Origin of the sequence: Pseudomonas syringae (assembly GCF_021605415.1) — a bacterium.
Classification (GTDB): Bacteria; Pseudomonadota; Gammaproteobacteria; order Pseudomonadales; family Pseudomonadaceae; genus Aquipseudomonas; species Aquipseudomonas syringae_S.
Window position 1 is genome coordinate 64272 of sequence record NZ_WKEQ01000021.1, and the last position, 18610, is coordinate 82881.

16 protein-coding genes are annotated in these 18610 nt (G+C 58.2%); 5 read left to right on the forward strand and 11 right to left on the reverse strand.

The window, feature by feature from the left end; all coding sequences use genetic code 11:
- Nucleotides 1-9: 9 nt before the first annotated feature.
- The 7 genes from GIW69_RS16000 to GIW69_RS16030 all read right to left on the reverse strand — a co-directional run bounded on the left by GIW69_RS16000 (nt 10) and on the right by GIW69_RS16030 (nt 7854).
- Nucleotides 10-435 carry a GNAT family N-acetyltransferase gene (locus GIW69_RS16000; protein WP_236483694.1) on the reverse strand — a complete coding sequence of 142 codons (426 nt, stop codon included), beginning with the start codon at nt 433-435 and terminating at the stop codon, nt 10-12.
- Entirely contained in the window at nt 428-1597 is a 1170-nt protein-coding gene (locus GIW69_RS16005; protein WP_236483696.1) for a cupin domain-containing protein, read from the reverse strand. The genes GIW69_RS16000 and GIW69_RS16005 overlap by 8 nt, the downstream gene beginning before the upstream one ends.
- An 86-nt stretch (nt 1598-1683) precedes the next feature.
- Nucleotides 1684-3054, reverse strand: coding sequence for an adenylosuccinate lyase (gene purB / locus GIW69_RS16010; protein ID WP_236483698.1), 1371 nt, complete (start codon nt 3052-3054; stop codon nt 1684-1686).
- A gap of 126 nt (nt 3055-3180) precedes the next feature.
- A complete protein-coding gene (hflD, locus tag GIW69_RS16015; protein WP_236483700.1) occupies nt 3181-3804 on the reverse strand; it encodes a high frequency lysogenization protein HflD in 624 nt (207 codons plus the stop codon).
- Nucleotides 3801-4925 (reverse strand): tRNA 2-thiouridine(34) synthase MnmA, encoded by a 1125-nt coding sequence (gene mnmA / locus GIW69_RS16020; protein WP_236483702.1) that lies wholly within the window; start codon nt 4923-4925, stop codon nt 3801-3803. Before mnmA ends, hflD begins: the two co-directional genes overlap by 4 nt.
- Before the next feature lie 59 nt (nt 4926-4984).
- A complete protein-coding gene (locus tag GIW69_RS16025) occupies nt 4985-5431 on the reverse strand; it encodes an NUDIX hydrolase (RefSeq protein WP_236483704.1) in 447 nt (148 codons plus the stop codon).
- Nucleotides 5432-5628: 197 nt separating this feature from the next.
- Entirely contained in the window at nt 5629-7854 is a 2226-nt protein-coding gene (locus GIW69_RS16030) for an NADP-dependent isocitrate dehydrogenase (RefSeq protein WP_236483706.1), read from the reverse strand.
- A 477-nt stretch (nt 7855-8331) separates the two neighbouring features.
- On the opposite strand from GIW69_RS16030, the gene icd reads away from it, so the two are divergent.
- Complete coding sequence (gene icd / locus GIW69_RS16035) at nt 8332-9588, forward strand: NADP-dependent isocitrate dehydrogenase (protein WP_236483708.1); 1257 nt, start codon at nt 8332-8334, stop codon at nt 9586-9588.
- An 85-nt stretch (nt 9589-9673) separates the two neighbouring features.
- Here icd and cspD read toward each other — a convergent pair whose 3' ends face one another.
- Nucleotides 9674-9940: a cold shock domain-containing protein CspD gene (gene cspD / locus GIW69_RS16040; protein ID WP_496570924.1), complete on the reverse strand. Its 267-nt coding sequence runs from the start codon at nt 9938-9940 to the stop codon at nt 9674-9676.
- 223 nt (nt 9941-10163) lie between these two features.
- On the opposite strand from cspD, the gene clpS reads away from it, so the two are divergent.
- Complete coding sequence (clpS, locus tag GIW69_RS16045) at nt 10164-10547, forward strand: ATP-dependent Clp protease adapter ClpS (protein ID WP_236483710.1); 384 nt, start codon at nt 10164-10166, stop codon at nt 10545-10547.
- A gap of 30 nt (nt 10548-10577) precedes the next feature.
- Nucleotides 10578-12848: an ATP-dependent Clp protease ATP-binding subunit ClpA gene (gene clpA, locus GIW69_RS16050; RefSeq protein WP_236483712.1), complete on the forward strand. Its 2271-nt coding sequence runs from the start codon at nt 10578-10580 to the stop codon at nt 12846-12848.
- 376 nt (nt 12849-13224) lie between these two features.
- Here clpA and infA read toward each other — a convergent pair whose 3' ends face one another.
- The 3 genes from infA to aat form a co-directional block, all read right to left on the reverse strand.
- Nucleotides 13225-13443: a translation initiation factor IF-1 gene (gene infA, locus GIW69_RS16055; protein ID WP_002553999.1), complete on the reverse strand. Its 219-nt coding sequence runs from the start codon at nt 13441-13443 to the stop codon at nt 13225-13227.
- A gap of 112 nt (nt 13444-13555) precedes the next feature.
- Complete coding sequence (locus GIW69_RS16060) at nt 13556-14263, reverse strand: arginyltransferase (protein WP_236483714.1); 708 nt, start codon at nt 14261-14263, stop codon at nt 13556-13558.
- 58 nt (nt 14264-14321) lie between these two features.
- Nucleotides 14322-15002 (reverse strand): leucyl/phenylalanyl-tRNA--protein transferase, encoded by a 681-nt coding sequence (gene aat / locus GIW69_RS16065; protein WP_236483716.1) that lies wholly within the window; start codon nt 15000-15002, stop codon nt 14322-14324.
- Nucleotides 15003-15499: 497 nt separating this feature from the next.
- Here aat and GIW69_RS16070 point away from each other — a divergent pair, with 497 nt between their 5' ends.
- A complete protein-coding gene (locus GIW69_RS16070) occupies nt 15500-17908 on the forward strand; it encodes a DNA translocase FtsK (RefSeq protein WP_236483718.1) in 2409 nt (802 codons plus the stop codon).
- Nucleotides 17909-17976: 68 nt separating this feature from the next.
- Nucleotides 17977-18597 (forward strand): outer membrane lipoprotein periplasmic chaperone LolA, encoded by a 621-nt coding sequence (gene lolA, locus GIW69_RS16075; RefSeq protein ID WP_236483720.1) that lies wholly within the window; start codon nt 17977-17979, stop codon nt 18595-18597.
- Nucleotides 18598-18610: the final 13 nt, after the last annotated feature.

Genomic DNA, 18610 nt, shown 5'->3' on the forward strand with positions numbered 1-18610 from the left:
GGCTCGGTCTTACGCCGAATGGCGAACCATATCGACGTGCGGAATCCCGGCTTCGAGAAATTCCTCACTGACCAGCGTGAAACCCAAGCGCTCATAGAACGCCGTGGCCTGCACCTGAGCGCTGAGCATCTGCTGCTTCAATCCGCGCTTTTCAGCTTCGCCGATTACCGCTTGCATCAATGCATCGCCGACCTTCAAGCCACGCCAGTCTTTCAGCACCGACACTCGACCGATGTGCCCGTCCGGCAAAAGACGGGCGGTACCGACCGGAAAGTCGCCTTCGAATGCCAGAAAATGCACGGCAGTCGCGTCATCGGCGTCCCACTCAAGCTCGGGCGGAACCGATTGCTCGGCGATGAACACCGTTTCACGAATGCGCCGGATCTCGGCGATATCCTTTTGCCAGTCTGCGACACGTACGCGAATTTTATTCATCGGCGAACCCCAGGCTTCCTTGCTTGACCAGTTCGCACAGCAGGCCGCGACCGTCCTCATCGCTCAGCCACTCGCCGAGGTTGTCGACGTGCAGCGCGTCAGCGGCGCAGATCATTTTCAGCAGCTCGCGCAATTTGCCTGGCAGATAACGGCTCTGGCCGCTGGCGAACAGCAGCAGGTCGTCATCGACTTCGGACCAGGCGAGGCGGGCGCTCGGGTTGCGGATCAGGATCGCGCCTTCTTCCAGGGCGGCGAGAACGTCTTCTTCCTCAAGATCGTCCGGGCCAACCACCAATTCCGGATAACGCGGCTCGGTCATGTACTGGCCGAACCAGGTCAGCAGCAGGCGCTCGTCGCTCATATGCTCGGCGAGCAGGCTTTTCAGGCGATCCAGGGCATCGTGTTGAATCTGGTGCGGATCGGCAGCCGGCTGCGCGTCGGCGTCGGTGTAACGCTCTTCGTCCGTCAGGAACTGGCTGAGGAAGTCGGTGAAATGCGTCAGCACTTCGGAAGCGCTTGGCGCGCGGAAACCGACCGAATACGTCATGCAGTCATCCACGGCCACGCCGCAATGGGCCAGGCGAGGCGGCAGATAAAGCATGTCGCCCGGCTCCAGCACCCACTCAGCAGTCTCTTCAAAATCGGCGAGGATACGCAGATCCGCGTGTTGCAGCAGTGGGCTTTCGGAATCGCACATCTGGCCGATTTTCCAGCTGCGCTGACCTTGGGCCTGCAGCAGGAACACATCGTAGTTGTCGAAGTGCGGGCCGACACTGCCACCCGGAGCGGCGAAGCTGATCATGACGTCATCGACGCGCCAGCTCGGCAGGAAGCGGAAATTTTCCAGCAGTTCGCTGACTTCCGGGACGAACTGGTCAACCGCTTGAACCAGCAAGGTCCACTCGGTTTCTGGCAATTTGCTGAATTCGTCTTCGGCAAACGGGCCGCGGCGCAATTCCCATGGGCGCTCGCCGTGCTCGATCACCAGTCGCGATTCAACTTCTTCTTCCAGCGCCAGGCCGGCCAGTTCGTCGGCGTCGATCGGGCTTTCGAAATCAGGAATCGCCTGGCGGATCAGCAGCGGCTTTTTCTGCCAGTAATCGCGTAGGAATTCACGCGCCGTCAGGCCGCCCAGAAGTTGAAGAGGAGTGTCAGAATTCATGTGTAACCTATTGAAAAAAAATGCTTTTAAGACGGGAATAAAAACGCCCGGCGCGGCCGGGCGTTTCTAGCGGGTCAAGCGGTCGATCAGATGCGTTTGGCTTGTGCCACGGCGTTGCCGATGTAGTTGGCCGGGGTCAACTGCTTCAGCTCGGCTTTGGCGGCGGCTGGCATGTCCAGGCCGTCGATGAAAGTCTGCAGTGCTTCAGGGCTGATGCCCTTGCCACGGGTCAGTTCTTTGAGCTTTTCATACGGGTTTTCGATGTTGTAGCGGCGCATGACGGTCTGGATCGGCTCGGCCAGCACTTCCCAGCAAGCGTCCAGGTCAGCGGCAATCTTCTGCTCGTTGAGCTCCAGTTTGCTGATGCCTTTGAGGCTCGCTTCGTACGCGATCACGCTGTGGGCGAAGCCGACACCGAGGTTACGCAGGACGGTGGAGTCAGTCAGGTCGCGCTGCCAGCGGGAGATCGGCAGTTTGCTCGCCAGGTGCTGGAAGAGTGCGTTGGCGATGCCCAGATTGCCTTCGGAGTTTTCGAAGTCGATCGGGTTGACCTTGTGCGGCATGGTCGACGAACCGATTTCACCAGCGATGGTGCGCTGCTTGAAGTAACCCAGGGAGATGTAGCCCCAGATGTCACGGTCAAAGTCGATCAGGATGGTGTTGAAGCGCGCGATGGCGTCGAACAGCTCGGCAATGTAGTCGTGCGGCTCGATCTGCGTGGTGTATGGGTTGAAGCCCAGACCCAGCTCGTCTTCGATGAAGGCGCGGGCATTTTCTTCCCAGTCGATCTGCGGGTACGCCGACAGGTGGGCGTTGTAGTTACCCACGGCGCCGTTGATCTTGCCCAGCAGCGGCACGGCAGCGACCTGAGCGATCTGACGCTCCAGACGGTAAACCACATTCGCCAGCTCTTTGCCCAGGGTGGTCGGCGAGGCCGGCTGACCGTGGGTGCGCGACAGCATCGGCACGTCGGCGAAACGGATCGCCAGTTCGCGGATGGCGTTGGCGGTCTGGCGCATCAGCGGCAGCATCACATCGTCACGGCCTTCGCGCAGCATCAGGGCGTGGGACAGGTTGTTGATGTCTTCACTGGTGCAGGCGAAGTGGATGAACTCGCTGACCTTGGCCAGCTCCGGCAGCTTGGCCGCCTGCTCCTTGAGCAGGTATTCGATCGCCTTGACGTCGTGGTTGGTGGTGCGCTCGATTTCTTTCACGCGCTCGGCGTGTTCCAGAGCGAAATTCTCGGCCAGCTCGTTCAGCACTGCGTTGGCTTCGGCGGAAAACGCCGGCACTTCGCTGATGCCCGGGTGGGCGGCCAGGCGCTGGAGCCAGCGCACTTCAACCAGAACGCGGGCACGGATCAGGCCGTACTCGCTGAAAATTGGGCGCAGGGCCTGGGTTTTGCCGGCGTAGCGGCCGTCAACAGGGGAAACCGCAGTGAGCGAAGAGAGCTGCATGGGGTGTTCTCGGACAGTCGGGCAACGAAATGGGGCGCGTATCATACATGAAAAAATCCGCCGATCCGTTGCCAACTGACCGGCGTATTACGCGTTACAGATTACAAAGCTGTTATTACGGGCGTTTCACTCGCTGCGCATCAGCGGATACAGCTCTTTGAGCAATTTGCGACGGCTGATCACCAACTGCCAGCGGTGGCCGCCGAGCTGTCGCCAAAGGCGCGCCGAACGGATACCGGCAAGCAACAGGGCGCGGATTTTCGAGGCATTGCTCGGCTGCTGCAGATTGCGCATGTCGCCATGCACTTGAATACGCTGGCGCAAGGTGCTCAGGGTGTCCTGATACAAGGCGCCGCAGGCCGCGACCACGTTTTCATGGGCCGGGCCGAAGTGTTCGACCTGGGACTGAATCTGCGGCAGGCGTTTGCCGATCGTGTCGAGCATGTCGTCGCGCTTGGCCAGTTGCCGCTCCAAACCGAGCATCGACAAAGCGTACCGCAGCGGTTCGCGCTGCAACGTGCTCGGATCGCGCTCCAGAGCGCCGATCAGTGCGCGGTAGCCTTCGCGCAGATTGATGTCGTCGCCGCCGTAAACGTCCAGCGTGTTCTTGGGGTCGCGAACCAGCAGGCTGCCGAGCATGCAAGTCAGGCCGGCCTCGCTGGTCTGGCCGGTCTTGGCGATCCGGTCGACCAGCACGGCGGCGAGAAACACACCGCCCAGCGCGGTCAATTGCTCCTGAGTCGGGCTCATGCCTGGCCGCTCCACGGCTCGGCGACTTCTATCACGCCACCGCCGAGACAGATTTCGCCGTCGTAGAACACCACCGATTGCCCCGGTGTGACGGCGCGCTGCGGTTCGTCGAACACGGCGCGATAGCCGGTCGCGGTTTGTTCCAGGGTGCAAGCCTGGTCACTTTGGCGATAACGCACTTTGGCGGTAAGGCGCAGGGGTTGGCTCAGATCGATCGGGTTGACCCAATAAATTTCGGAAGCGAGCAGGGCGCTGGAGAACAGCCACGGATGGTTGTTGCCCTGACCGACGATCAACTCGTTGGTGTCCAGATCCTTGCGCAGCACGTACCACGGCTCATCGCCGGCATCTTTCAGGCCGCCGATGCCCAGGCCCTGACGCTGGCCGATGGTGTGATACATCAAGCCGTGGTGACGGCCGATGACTTCGCCTTCGGTGGTCTTGATCTCGCCCGGTTGTGCTGGCAGGTATTGCTTGAGGAAATCGCTGAAACGACGCTCGCCGATGAAGCAGATTCCGGTGGAATCCTTCTTCTTGGCGGTCGCCAGTTCGTATTTCTCGGCAATTTCGCGTACTTGCGGTTTTTCCAGTTCGCCGACCGGGAACAGCGTCTTGGCGATCTGTTCGCCGCCAACGGCGTGCAGGAAGTAGCTCTGATCCTTGTTCGGATCCAGGCCCTTGAGCAATTCGGTGCGGCCATCGATGTCGCGGCGGCGCACATAGTGGCCGGTGGCGATCAGATCGGCGCCGAGCATCATGGCGTAGTCAAGGAACGCCTTGAACTTGATCTCGCGGTTGCACAGGATGTCCGGGTTCGGCGTGCGTCCGGCTTTATATTCGGCCAGGAAATGCTCGAACACGTTGTCCCAGTACTCGGCGGCGAAGTTGGCGGTGTGCAGCTTGATGCCAATCTTGTCGCACACGGCCTGAGCGTCCGCCAGGTCATCCATGGCGGTACAGTATTCCGTTCCGTCGTCTTCTTCCCAGTTCTTCATGAACAGGCCTTCCACCTCATAACCCTGCTCGATCAGCAGGAGAGCGGAAACGGAAGAGTCCACGCCGCCGGACATGCCGACAATGACGCGCGTCTTGGATGTGTCAGAAGGGGATGGATCACGCATAGGGATTCAATGAGTGTCTTGAAAAAGGACGCGATTCTATCAGGCTCGCGGCCTCAAGGCTAAAGGGAAGGGCGGATCAGTTCGAGGCCGAAGCGGTTGCCGGCCAGATAATCGTCGATGCAGCGGATGATCAGCTCGCTGCGCCAGTGGTCGCGTTGCTGCATCAATTGCTCGCGGGTCAACCACTTGGCGCCGACGATGCCGTCGTCCAGTTGATAGTCTGGATGGTGTTTCAGGGCTTTGGCGCTGAAGCAGACGCGCTGGTAAGTCACGCCGTTGCTCGGGGCGGTGTACAGGTAAATACCGATGACGCTGGCGATTTCGACGTCATACCCGGTTTCTTCGAGGGTTTCGCGCACGGCGGCTTCGATCAGGGTTTCGTCCGGGTCGAGATGGCCGGCGGGCTGATTGAGCACGTTACGTCCGCCCTTGTGCTCTTCGACCATCAGGAAGCGGCCGTTGTCTTCGACGATGGTGGCGACGGTGATGTGGGGGAGCCATTCCATAAGCCTTCCTCAGATATCAAAGGTTGAAACACTATCCCTGTGAGGGCTGGCTTGCCAGCGATTGCGGTGGGTCAATCACACTCGATTTTGAATCGAATGACGCCATCGCTGGCAAGCCAGCTCCCACAGGGATTTGTGTGTTCCTTAAAAGCACAAACCCCGGCACTTGGCCGGGGTTCGTGGTGCTGCCTACAAGCTTAAACCAGCGCAGCAACCGCCGCGTTGAAGGTTGCGCTCGGGCGCATGGCCTTGGCGATCAGCTCGGCATTGGCGTGGTAGTAACCGCCGATGTCTACTGGCTTGCCCTGAACGGCGTTGAGCTCGGCGACGATGGTCGCTTCGTTCTCGGTCAGGGTTTTGGCCAGGGTCGCGAACTGCGCTTGCAGTGCAGCATCTTCGGTCTGGGCAGCCAGGGCTTGCGCCCAGTACAGCGCCAGATAGAAGTGGCTGCCGCGGTTGTCGATGTTGCCGACTTTGCGCGATGGCGACTTGTTGTTGTCCAGGAATTGGCCGGTGGCCTGATCCAGGGTCTTGGCCAGAACCAGCGCCTTGGGATTGTTGTAAGTCACGCCCAGGTGTTCCAGGGACGCGGCCAGTGCCAGGAATTCACCCAGCGAATCCCAGCGCAGGAAGTTCTCTTCCAGCAGTTGCTGCACGTGCTTCGGAGCCGAACCGCCGGCGCCGGTTTCGAACAGGCCGCCACCGTTCATCAGTGGCACGATTGACAGCATCTTGGCGCTGGTGCCCAGTTCCATGATCGGGAACAGGTCGGTCAGGTAATCGCGCAGAACGTTACCGGTCACCGAAATGGTGTCCTTGCCTTCGCGGGTGCGCTGCAGGGTGTATTTCATTGCATCGACCGGTGCCATGATCTGAATGTCCAGACCGGCAGTGTCGTGATCCTTCAGGTAGGCCTGAACTTTCTCGATCACTACGCCGTCGTGAGCGCGCATCGGGTCGAGCCAGAAGATCGCCGGGGTGCTGCTGGCGCGGGCACGGTTGACGGCCAGTTTGACCCAGTCCTGGATCGGCGCGTCTTTGGTCTGGCACATGCGGAAGATGTCGCCGGCTTCAACAGCCTGCTCCATCAGCAAGGTGCCTTTGCTGTCCGTCACGCGAACCACGCCGTCAGCCTTGATCTGGAAGGTCTTGTCGTGGGAACCGTACTCTTCGGCTTTTTTCGCCATCAGACCGACGTTCGGCACGCTGCCCATGGTGGTCGGATCAAACGCACCGTTGGCTTTGCAATCTTCGATCACGGCCTGGTAGATGGTCGCGTAGCAGCGATCCGGGATCACAGCCTTGGTGTCGTGCAACTGGCCGTCGGTGCCCCACATCTTGCCTGAGTCACGAATCATGGCCGGCATCGAGGCGTCGACGATGACGTCGCTCGGCACGTGCAGGTTGGTGATGCCTTTGTCGGAGTTGACCATCGCCAGCGATGGACGAACGGCGTAGACCGCTTGAATGTCAGCTTCGATCTGCGCTTGCTGCTCGGCCGGCAACGCCTTGATGCGAGCGTACAGGTCGCCAATGCCGTTGTTCAGGTTGAAACCGATCTGTGCCAGCACGTCAGCGTGCTTGGCCAGTGCGTCTTTATAGAACTCGGCAACGATCTGGCCGAACATGATCGGGTCGGAGACCTTCATCATGGTCGCTTTCAGGTGTACCGACAGCAGCACGCCTTGTGCCTTGGCGCTTTCGATTTCAGCAGCGATGAACGAACGCAGGGCGTTTTTGCTCATCACGGCGCAATCGAGGATCTCGCCAGCCTGAACGCTGGTTTTTTCTTTCAGGACCGAGGTGGTGCCGTCTTTCGCGATCAGTTCGATTTTCACGGCATCAGCGGCGTCGATCAGGGCAGCTTTTTCGCTGCCATAGAAATCGCCGGTGCTCATGTGAGCCACGTGGGACTTGGAGTCCTGAGCCCATGCGCCCATTTTGTGCGGGTGCTTGCGCGCGTAATTCTTGACCGACAGCGGAGCGCGGCGGTCAGAGTTGCCTTCGCGCAGAACCGGGTTCACAGCGCTGCCCTTAACCTTGTCGTAGCGAGCCTTGACGTCTTTGTCGGCGTCGCTGGTCACGGTTTCCGGGTAATCCGGCAGGTTGTAACCCTGGGCTTGCAGCTCTTTGATCGCCGCTTGTAGCTGCGGAGCCGAGGCGCTGATGTTCGGCAGCTTGATGATGTTGGCTTCAGGCGTAACGGCCAGGTCGCCCAGTTCGGCGAGGTGGTCGGCTACGGCTTTGTCGCCCAGTTGCTCGGGGAAGCTGGCCAGGATGCGTCCTGCAAGAGAGATATCGCGGGTTTCCACGGCGATATCGGCCGAGGCGGTGTAAGCCTCGATGATCGGCAGCAGGGAATAGGTGGCGAGGGCTGGGGCTTCGTCGGTGAAGGTATAGATGATCTTCGAGCGGGTGGGCATATTCGGATTAACTCTCTCTTCTTTGCTAAAGCGTGCGCAGAAACTCGAGGGGCGCCGGGTAAGCGCGTTCGTGAGCCGAATGTCGAGATTCTTCGCGGTGATGTTGGGTGCATCAGTAGAGCGTCAAGCAGTCGGGCTGCGGTAACACCCCGGCTATGGGCGGATGTCTCGGCTACATTTGAGCAGCAAGGAGAGGTCGGCCATCGTGACCCTTTGGTCAGCGGCAGCATTATACATAGGTAGCTGGCAATCTGCCGATGCTTCATATGCAACGATTCTCGTCCATTGGTCTAAAGGTCGCAGGCGGGCATCGCGAAAAAAATCGTCGCAAATGCTTGAGATTGGCGCTTTTCCCTTTGCATTCAAGCTTGTACATCGCGAGAGGTGCACAAGCCCGGAACATTGGGTTTGCGTGTCCGGGTAACTGGGTTACGCTCGAATCAAGCCAGATGTTCAATCCAATCAATGGAGTTCAGCATGGGTTACAAGAAGATTCAGGTTCCAGCCGTCGGCGACAAAATCACCGTCAACGCAGACCATTCTCTCAATGTTCCTGATAATCCGGTCATTCCCTTCATTGAGGGTGACGGGATTGGTGTCGATATCAGCCCGGTCATGATCAAGGTTGTCGATGCTGCTGTTGAAAAGGCGTACGGCGGCAAGCGCAAGATTTCCTGGATGGAAGTCTACGCCGGCGAAAAGGCTACTCAGGTTTACGATCAGGATACTTGGCTGCCCCAGGAAACCCTCGACGCGGTCAAGGATTACGTGGTGTCCATCAAGGGCCCGCTGACCACCCCGGTCGGTGGCGGCATCCGTTCGCTGAACGTTGCCCTGCGTCAGCAACTCGACCTTTATGTCTGTCTGCGCCCTGTGCGCTGGTTCGAAGGTGTGCCGAGCCCGGTGAAAAAGCCTGGCGATGTCGACATGACGATCTTCCGCGAGAACTCCGAAGACATTTATGCAGGCATCGAGTGGAAGGCCGGTTCGCCGGAAGCCACCAAGGTGATCAAATTCCTTAAAGAAGAAATGGGCGTCACCAAGATCCGTTTCGACGAAAACTGCGGCATCGGCGTCAAGCCGGTTTCTCGCGAAGGCACCAAGCGCCTGGCGCGCAAAGCCCTGCAATATGTGGTCGATAACGACCGAGATTCGCTGACCATCGTGCACAAAGGCAACATCATGAAGTTCACCGAAGGTGCCTTCAAGGAATGGGCCTACGAAGTGGCGGCCGACGAATTCGGTGCGACCCTGCTTGATGGCGGGCCCTGGATGCAGTTCAAGAACCCGAAAACCGGCAAGAATGTCGTCGTCAAAGATGCCATCGCCGACGCCATGCTCCAGCAGATCCTGCTGCGGCCTGCTGAATACGATGTGATTGCCACCCTCAACCTGAACGGTGATTACCTCTCCGATGCCCTGGCGGCGGAAGTGGGCGGTATCGGGATCGCGCCGGGTGCCAACCTGTCCGACACCGTGGCTATGTTCGAGGCGACCCACGGTACCGCGCCCAAATATGCAGGCAAGGATCAGGTCAACCCGGGGTCACTGATTTTGTCGGCTGAGATGATGCTGCGACACATGGGCTGGACGGAAGCAGCGGATCTGATCATCAAGGGTACCAATGGCGCGATTTCAGCCAAGACAGTGACCTATGACTTTGAACGTCTGATGGATGGCGCCAAGCTGGTTTCGTCTTCTGGTTTCGGTGACGCGCTGATTTCTCATATGTAGGCTAAATGCGAAGCAGCGAAAAACCGCCCGGTTCGGATGAGCGAGTCGGGCGGTTTTTTATTGCTGAATGCTGTAAGAGGCGTGCTTAGCTCGCAACTGTCGATTTAGCAACCACGGCCGTTGCTGCAGTGGTGGTAGCACCTTTGGCCGCTGCATCCACTATCGCGACGGCGTGCAGCCCCTTCGGCCCGTTAATAATGTCGAATTCTACCGCTTGCCCGGCTTTCAGGGTTTTATAGCCATCCATCGTGATAGCCGAGTAATGGGCAAACAAGTCTTCCGTTTTGCCATCCTCGTTGATGAACCCGTACCCCTTGGCATTGTTGAACCATTTCACCTTGCCGACAGCCATGCTCAAATCCCTCTGCAACAGACTCCATCGCTGGAGTATCATCCCGTCCATCCGCAGTCCATTTATTAAAAATGTTGACTCCGCGGATCTTTTTTACCCACTGTGGGTTCTATTGGTTGTAACACCGTTTTCCTGATAGTCAAGGTGACTTGGCAGTCGGAGTTGAAAATGTGTGTAGCCGCCCCCACCACTGTATTTGCACAACTGACGAACCTTTCTTTCCATGCATGCAATCAGCCAGATTCGACTAACATTCAATCAGGATCGCCCGACATTCCAGAAGGATCATCCGGAGGAACACGACGACGATTCGGCAGGCGTTGCGGTTCAGGAAGCAAAGCCGGCTCTACAGGCGCCGCCGATGTACAAGGTGGTTTTGTTTAATGATGACTACACACCGATGGATTTCGTCGTCGAAGTGCTCGAGGTGTTTTTTAACCTGAATCGCGAGCTGGCGACCAAGGTCATGCTGGCCGTCCATACAGAAGGTCGGGCAGTATGTGGAGTGTTTACCCGCGACATCGCCGAGACAAAGGCCATGCAGGTCAACCAGTACGCCAGGGAAAGCCAGCATCCGCTACTCTGTGAAATCGAGAAGGACGGTTAATCGCCGACCACTTGGGTATGAGGTGAAGCTATGTTAAACCGCGAGCTCGAAGTCACCCTCAATCTAGCCTTCAAGGAGGCTCGTTCGAAGCGTCATGAGTTCATGACTGTCGAACATCTCCTGTTGGCCCTATTGGATAATGAGGCTGCCGCCACCGTTTTGCGTGCCTGCGGCGCAAACCTCGACAAACTCAAGCATGATCTGCAGGAGTTCATCGACTCCACCACGCCATTGATCCCCGTCCATGACGAAGATCGCGAGACCCAGCCAACCCTGGGCTTCCAGCGTGTATTGCAGCGTGCTGTCTTTCACGTACAGAGCTCGGGCAAGCGCGAAGTAACCGGCGCCAATGTGCTGGTTGCAATCTTCAGCGAGCAAGAGAGTCAGGCGGTGTTCCTGCTCAAGCAGCAGAGCGTTGCGCGCATCGATGTCGTCAACTACATCGCCCATGGCATTTCCAAAGTGCCGGGGCATGGCGATCACTCTGAAGGTGAGCAAGATATGCAGGATGACGAGGGCGGTGAGTCTTCTTCGTCAGGCAATCCTCTGGATGCTTATGCCAGCAACCTCAACGAACTCGCACGCCAGGGTCGTATCGATCCATTGGTCGGCCGCGAATCGGAAGTCGAGCGCGTCGCGCAGATACTTGCCCGTCGCCGCAAAAACAATCCGTTGCTGGTCGGTGAGGCGGGCGTGGGTAAAACTGCAATTGCCGAAGGCTTGGCCAAGCGTATTGTCGATAACCAGGTGCCGGATCTGCTGGCCAATAGTGTCGTTTATTCTCTCGATCTCGGTGCCTTGCTCGCCGGCACCAAGTACCGTGGCGATTTCGAGAAGCGTTTCAAGGCGTTGCTCAACGAGTTGAAAAAACGTCCGCAGGCGATTTTGTTCATTGACGAAATCCACACCATTATTGGTGCGGGTGCTGCGTCCGGTGGTGTCATGGACGCCTCGAATCTGCTCAAGCCGCTGCTGTCATCCGGTGACATTCGGTGTATCGGTTCGACCACGTTCCAGGAATTTCGCGGCATCTTCGAGAAGGATCGCGCCTTGGCGCGTCGCTTCCAGAAAGTTGACGTCGTCGAGCCGTCGGTGGAAGACACCATCGGCATTCTGCGCGGCCTGAAAGGGCGTTTCGAATTGCACCACAACATCGAGTACAGCGACGAATCCTTGCGTGCCGCCGCTGAACTCGCCTCGCGCTACATCAATGACCGGCACATGCCGGACAAGGCGATCGACGTGATCGACGAGGCGGGCGCCTACCAGCGTCTGCAACCGGTCGAAAAACGTGTGAAGCGTATTGAAGTGCCTCAGGTTGAAGACATTGTGGCGAAGATCGCGCGGATTCCGCCGAAGCACGTCACCAGTTCCGACAAGGAGCTGCTGCGTAATCTTGAGCGTGATCTGAAGCTGACGGTTTTTGGTCAGGATGCTGCCATCGACTCACTGTCGACGGCGATCAAACTGTCCCGTGCCGGGCTGAAATCGCCTGACAAACCGGTCGGTTCGTTCCTGTTCGCCGGCCCCACCGGGGTTGGTAAAACCGAGGCAGCGCGGCAATTGGCCAAGGCCTTGGGGATCGAGCTGGTTCGCTTCGACATGTCCGAGTACATGGAGCGGCACACCGTATCGCGTCTGATCGGTGCGCCTCCTGGTTATGTCGGTTTTGACCAGGGCGGTCTGTTGACCGAGGCGATCACCAAGCAACCGCATTGCGTATTGCTGCTCGATGAAATCGAGAAAGCGCACCCTGAAGTCTTCAACCTGCTGCTGCAGGTAATGGATCACGGCACGCTGACTGATAACAACGGGCGCAAGGCTGACTTCCGCAATGTGATCGTGATCATGACCACCAACGCCGGTGCTGAAACGGCCGCGCGGGCTTCGATCGGCTTTACTCATCAGGATCACTCTTCCGATGCGATGGAAGTGATCAAGAAGAGCTTCACGCCGGAATTCCGCAACCGTCTGGACACCATTATCCAGTTTGGTCGCCTCAGTCATGAGGTCATCAAAAGTGTGGTGGACAAGTTCCTCACCGAGCTACAGGCGCAACTGGAAGACAAGCGTGTGTTGCTGGAAGTGACCGACGCGGCGCGTAGTTGGCTGGCTGCCGGTGGTTACGATTCGGCAATGGGTGCTCGTCCGATGGCGCGTCTGATCCAGGACAAGATAAAGCGTCCGCTGGCGGAAGAGATTCTGTTTGGCGAGCTGGCCGAGCATGGCGGTGTGGTTCACATCGACATCAAGGACGGTGAGCTGACCTTTGACTTCGAAACCACGGCGGAGATGGCCTGACGGTCATTCATCTGCTGTAAAGCTAAGGGCGCCTTCGGGCGCCTTTTTGCTGTGTGTTGTTTCGTTGTTTTGTGTGCATATCCGTTGCTGCGGTAATGGCGGCTTAGGGTTTCGCCCTGACGGTCGAGCCACTTTTGGCAAGCGCCGGATTGCCGGCCCGGCCCAAAGGAACCAAAAGGTCTCGCCCCGGCGTTCGGCCCTCGCAGGCTTGGGTTCCTTCCGAAGGGGGCGGGTGGATCAAGATCAAAGCTGCAGCCGAGCTGACACTCGGCCTGTTGAGCGGTGAAGAGCGTAAGCGCGGAGCTCAAGGCTTCAAGCTCAAAACCCAGACAAACAAAAACGCCCGGCATAGGCCGGGCGTCTTGTATTGACTTGATTAACGGGCGCGGTAAGTGATGCGACCTTTGCTCAAGTCATAGGGCGTCAGCTCGACGCGCACTTTGTCACCGGTAAGAATACGAATGTAGTTCTTGCGCATCTTGCCGGAAATATGCGCGGTTACGACGTGCCCATTTTCCAACTCCACACGAAACATGGTGTTGGGCAGGGTGTCGACGACAGTGCCTTCCATTTCGAAGCTGTCTTCTTTCGACATGCAGTAAAGCCCTCGGTATCCAATGAATGGCCCGGTGCAACTGCGCCAGGCAAAAGCGGCGTGCATTGTGCCCGAAAAAGGGGGTATACGCCAAGGGGTTTAGGGATTGCGTTTAGGTGAGCACTACCCAGCGCTGATTGATCAGCAGTTCGATAGGCCGATATTGCGTTTTGTAGTTCATCTTTTTGCAGTTTTTGATCCAGTAGCCCAGGTAAACCGCTTCAAGGCCCAATCGCTGGGCTTCGGCGATTTGCCAAAGGATCCCGAAGCGTCCCAGGCTGCGGCGTTCTTCATCCGGTTCGTAGAACGTGTACACCGCCGACAAACCATTGGGCAGCAGGTCAGTGACGGCAACCGCGAGCAACCGTCCGTCGAGACGAAATTCATAGAAACGCGAAAATGGCAGATCCCGCACCAGAAACGTTGAGAACTGATCGCGGCTTGGTGGGTACATGTCGCCATCGGCGTGGCGCTGTTCGATGTAGCGCTGATAAAGGTCGAAATATTCTTCGCTGAATCCTGGCCTGGCAGGGCGAACCTGTAGATCCGCGTTGCGTTTGAAAATGCGCTTCTGCTGGCGGTTGGGGCTGAATTGCGCGACAGGGATGCGCGCAGGCACGCATGCATTGCAGTTTTGGCAATGCGGCCGATACAAGTGATCGCCGCTGCGGCGAAAGCCCATCTCCGACAGATCTGCATAAACGTGCACATCCATCGGCTGACTCGGATCGAGAAACAGGGTAGTGGCCTGCTCCTCGGGCAGATAACTGCAGGAGTGAGGCTGAGTGGCATAGAACTTCAAGCGCGCCAACTCGGTCATGAATCAACCCTCGGGAAAAGCTGGTGCGTTAAGTGTAAGCCACGCGCGCGAAAGTCGCTCAGCAAACCCATGTGGCGCGACTGGATAGATCCAGGTGTCGCTCCAGGTAACCGGCGAAATGCTCGCGGGAAATTGGCCGGGCGCCAAGGCTGTGCAGATGATCGGTGGGCATCTGACAGTCGATCAACACGAAGCCTGAATTCTTCAGATGATTTACCAGCGTAGCGAAGCCATATTTCGACGCGTTGTCGGCGCGGCTGAACATCGACTCGCCGAAAAACAGTTGCCCCATCGCCAGCCCGTACAGACCGCCGACCAGCTCTCCCTGATCCCAGACTTCAACCGAGTGGGCCAGTGCGCGATGATGTAATTCGATATAGGCGTCCTGCATGCTTTCGGTGATCCAGGTGCCGTCTGCGTAATCCCGAGGCGCCGCACACGCACGGATCACCGCCTCGAAATCCTGATCAAACGTCACTTTGTAGCGCTGTTGGCGTAGCAGCTTGCCCAGGCTGCGAGAGATATGCAGCTCGTCGGGAAACAATACGGTACGCGGATCCGGCGACCACCAGAGGATCGGCTGGCCTTCGGAAAACCATGGGAAGCAACCATGGCGATACGCCTGTATCAGGCGGTCGGCGGACAAGTCACCGCCAGCCGCCAGCAATCCGTTGGGATCGCGCATGGCTTTTTCCAGGGGTGGAAAAGTCAGGGTGTTGCGTTGTAACCAAGTGAGCATGGCATCCAGGCTTTGCAGAAGGGGAGGGCGGTGGTGGTCAATTGTGCCGTCAATTGCGGTAAAAGTCGTCGCTATGGCTTGAGCGGCTCGTCCTGCAACTTGAACAGTGTGGCGTGGTCGTAAGGCAGCGTGATCGCTTCACGCGATTCGTAGCAATTCTTGCAGAGCGCGTGTTTGGTGTGGAAGCTTCGCTACGTTCATCAAATACACCTCATAAGCCTTTGTCACAAAAGACAATGCATGCTCAAATTGCGTCGCATGTCTGACGGTGTTGGCTATGCTCAAACGTTAAGGCGCCAGCATGGCGTCGGGCGTACAAACCCGTACAATGCCGGGCTGTTACAGAATATTCGCTGTCGGCCGTGTTTATGTAAAACGCGACTCAGTGTTAAAAGTAGTCTCAGTTACGTCGGTTAACTTTTTTACCTGCCTGGATTGGGCAGTTTTTTGGTCACTCAATAGATGGACGCGCCTTCAGGCGCAGGAAAAGTAGCGTTTTGAAAAAATCCACCGAAGCACCCAAAACAGTCGTACCGCTCTGGCGTCAGCAATTGCACTACCGGCTCAAGGAAGGTGCACTGATCGCCATCGGTGCCTTGTGCCTGTTCCTGATGATGGCCTTGCTCACCTACGGCAAGGACGATCCGGGCTGGAGCCACAACAGCAAGATCGACGATGTGCAGAACTTCGGCGGCCCGGCTGGATCGTACAGCGCCGACATCCTCTTCATGGTGCTGGGTTACTTCGCCTACATCTTCCCGTTGCTGCTGGCCATCAAGGCGTATCAGATTTTCCGGCAGCGCCACGAGCCGTGGCAGTGGAGCGGCTGGCTGTTCTCCTGGCGCCTGATCGGTCTGGTGTTTCTGGTGCTGTCTGGTGCGGCGCTGGCGCATATCCACTTCCACGCGGCCACCGGTCTTCCGGCAGGCGCGGGCGGGGCGCTGGGCGAAAGCCTGGGTGATCTGGCCCGCAATGCCCTGAATATCCAGGGCAGTACCCTGATGTTCATCGCGTTGTTCCTCTTTGGCCTGACGGTGTTCACCGATTTGTCGTGGTTCAAGGTAATGGACGTCACCGGCAAGATTACCCTCGACCTGTTCGAGCTCTTCCAGAGCGCGATGAATCGCTGGTGGTCGGCGCGTAATGAGCGCAAGCAACTGGTCGCCCAATTGCGCGAAGTCGACGATCGCGTACACGACGTGGTGGCACCGACTGTCACTGACAAGCGCGAGCAGGCCAAGGTCAAGGAGCGCCTGATCGAGCGCGAGCAGGCGCTGAGCAAGCACATGTCCGATCGCGAGAAGCAGGTGCCGCCGGTGATTGCCCCGGCCCCGATCAAGGCGCCGGAGCCGAGCAAGCGCGTGCAGAAAGAGAAGCAGGCGCCGTTGTTCGTCGACAGCGCCGTGGAAGGCACGCTGCCGCCGATCTCGATCCTCGATCCTGCGGAAAAGAAACAACTCAATTATTCCCCTGAATCACTTGCGGCCGTCGGCCACTTGCTGGAGATCAAGCTCAAGGAATTCGGTGTTGAAGTCTCGGTGGATTCGATCCACCCGGGCCCGGTAATTACCCGTTACGAAATCCAGCCGGCCGCCGGCGTGAAAGTCAGTCGTATTGCCAACCTGGCGAAAGACCTCGCGCGTTCCCTGGCCGTGACCAGCGTGCGTGTGGTTGAAGTAATCCCGGGCAAGACCACCGTTGGTATCGAGATTCCCAACGAAGACCGGCAAATCGTGCGCTTCTCCGAAGTGCTGTCGACACCCGAGTACGACAACTTCAAGTCGCCGGTCACTTTGGCGCTGGGGCACGACATCGGCGGCAAGCCGGTCATCACCGACCTGGCGAAGATGCCGCACTTGCTGGTGGCCGGTACGACCGGTTCCGGTAAGTCGGTGGGTGTGAACGCGATGATCCTGTCGATTTTGTTCAAGTCTGGCCCGGAAGACGCCAAGCTGATCATGATCGACCCGAAGATGCTCGAACTGTCGATCTACGAAGGCATCCCGCACCTTCTCTGCCCGGTCGTGACGGACATGAAGGACGCCGCCAACGCCCTGCGCTGGAGCGTCGCCGAGATGGAGCGGCGCTACAAACTGATGGCGAAGATGGGCGTGCGCAACCTGTCCGGCTTCAACGCCAAGGTCAAGGAAGCCCAGGATGCCGGCGAGCCGTTGAGCGATCCGCTGTACAAGCGCGAGAGCATCCATGACGAAGCGCCATTGCTGACCAAGTTGCCGACCATCGTTGTGGTCGTCGACGAATTCGCCGACATGATGATGATCGTCGGCAAGAAGGTTGAAGAACTGATCGCCCGTATCGCGCAAAAGGCGCGGGCGGCAGGTATTCATTTGATCCTCGCCACCCAGCGCCCGTCTGTGGACGTGATCACCGGTCTGATCAAGGCCAACATCCCGACCCGAATGGCGTTCCAGGTATCGAGCAAGATCGACTCCCGTACCATCATCGACCAGGGCGGCGCCGAACAACTGCTGGGTCACGGTGACATGCTCTACATGCCGCCGGGCACCAGCCTGCCGATCCGTGTTCATGGAGCGTTCGTCTCCGACGATGAAGTGCATCGGGTTGTTGAAGCGTGGAAACTGCGCGGCGCGCCGGAATACAACGACGACATCCTCAACGGTGTCGAAGAGGCCGGCAGCGGCTTTGAAGGCAGCAGCGGCGGCGGTGATGGCGATGATCCGGAAGCCGACGCGCTTTATGATGAAGCGGTGCAGTTCGTGCTCGAAAGCCGCCGAGCTTCGATTTCCGCGGTACAGCGCAAGCTTAAGATCGGCTATAACCGTGCCGCGCGGATGATCGAGGCCATGGAAATGGCAGGCGTTGTCACTTCGATGAACACCAACGGCTCGCGTGAAGTCCTGGCCCCGGGCCCGGTACGCGACTGACCCGAATGCTTCGGACGGCGCAATGACGCGCCGTCCGTTCTCCCCAACGGATATACAAGAGGACTCCCATGCGTCTTATCCGCATGCTGCTGCCAGTATTGGCTCTGACCACTCTTTCGGTTCACGCCGATGAAAAAGACGTCGCGCGTCTGACTCAGTTGTTGGAAAAATCCAACACCCTGACCGCACGTTTCTCCCAGCTGACCCTCGACGGCGGCGGCACTCAGTTGCAGGAAACCACCGGTGAGATGTCCTTGCAGCGCCCGGGCCTGTTTTACTGGCACACCGACGCGCCGAACGAGCAGACCATGATTTCCGACGGCAAGAAGGTGACTCTATGGGATCCGGATCTGGAACAGGCCACCATCAAGAAGCTTGATCCGCGCCTGACCCAGACACCGGCCTTGCTGCTGTCCGACGATGTTTCGAAGATCAGCCAGAGCTTTGATATCAGCGCCAAGGAAGCCGGCGGCGTGATCGATTTCACCCTGAAGCCGAAAACCAAAGACACCCTGTTCGATAGCCTGCGTCTGTCATTCCGCAACGGTCTGGTCAACGACATGCAACTGATCGACAGCGTCGGCCAGCGCACCAACATCCTGTTCACCGGGGTGAAGGCCAACGAAGCGATCCCGGCATCGAAGTTCAAGTTCGATATCCCGAAGGGTGCCGATGTAATTCAGGAATAAAATGCAAACCCTG

Coding starts and splice junctions, on each gene's coding strand:
- GIW69_RS16000 (WP_236483694.1), bottom strand. CDS start 435: ATGAATAAAATTCGCGTACGTGTCGCAGACTGGCAAAAGGATATCGCC.
- GIW69_RS16005 (WP_236483696.1), bottom strand. CDS start 1,597: ATGAATTCTGACACTCCTCTTCAACTTCTGGGCGGCCTGACGGCGCGT.
- purB (WP_236483698.1), bottom strand. CDS start 3,054: ATGCAGCTCTCTTCGCTCACTGCGGTTTCCCCTGTTGACGGCCGCTAC.
- hflD (WP_236483700.1), bottom strand. CDS start 3,804: ATGAGCCCGACTCAGGAGCAATTGACCGCGCTGGGCGGTGTGTTTCTC.
- mnmA (WP_236483702.1), bottom strand. CDS start 4,925: ATGCGTGATCCATCCCCTTCTGACACATCCAAGACGCGCGTCATTGTC.
- GIW69_RS16025 (WP_236483704.1), bottom strand. CDS start 5,431: ATGGAATGGCTCCCCCACATCACCGTCGCCACCATCGTCGAAGACAAC.
- GIW69_RS16030 (WP_236483706.1), bottom strand. CDS start 7,854: ATGCCCACCCGCTCGAAGATCATCTATACCTTCACCGACGAAGCCCCA.
- icd (WP_236483708.1), top strand. CDS start 8,332: ATGGGTTACAAGAAGATTCAGGTTCCAGCCGTCGGCGACAAAATCACC.
- cspD (WP_496570924.1), bottom strand. CDS start 9,940: ATGGCTGTCGGCAAGGTGAAATGGTTCAACAATGCCAAGGGGTACGGG.
- clpS (WP_236483710.1), top strand. CDS start 10,164: ATGCATGCAATCAGCCAGATTCGACTAACATTCAATCAGGATCGCCCG.
- clpA (WP_236483712.1), top strand. CDS start 10,578: ATGTTAAACCGCGAGCTCGAAGTCACCCTCAATCTAGCCTTCAAGGAG.
- infA (WP_002553999.1), bottom strand. CDS start 13,443: ATGTCGAAAGAAGACAGCTTCGAAATGGAAGGCACTGTCGTCGACACC.
- GIW69_RS16060 (WP_236483714.1), bottom strand. CDS start 14,263: ATGACCGAGTTGGCGCGCTTGAAGTTCTATGCCACTCAGCCTCACTCC.
- aat (WP_236483716.1), bottom strand. CDS start 15,002: ATGCTCACTTGGTTACAACGCAACACCCTGACTTTTCCACCCCTGGAA.
- lolA (WP_236483720.1), top strand. CDS start 17,977: ATGCGTCTTATCCGCATGCTGCTGCCAGTATTGGCTCTGACCACTCTT.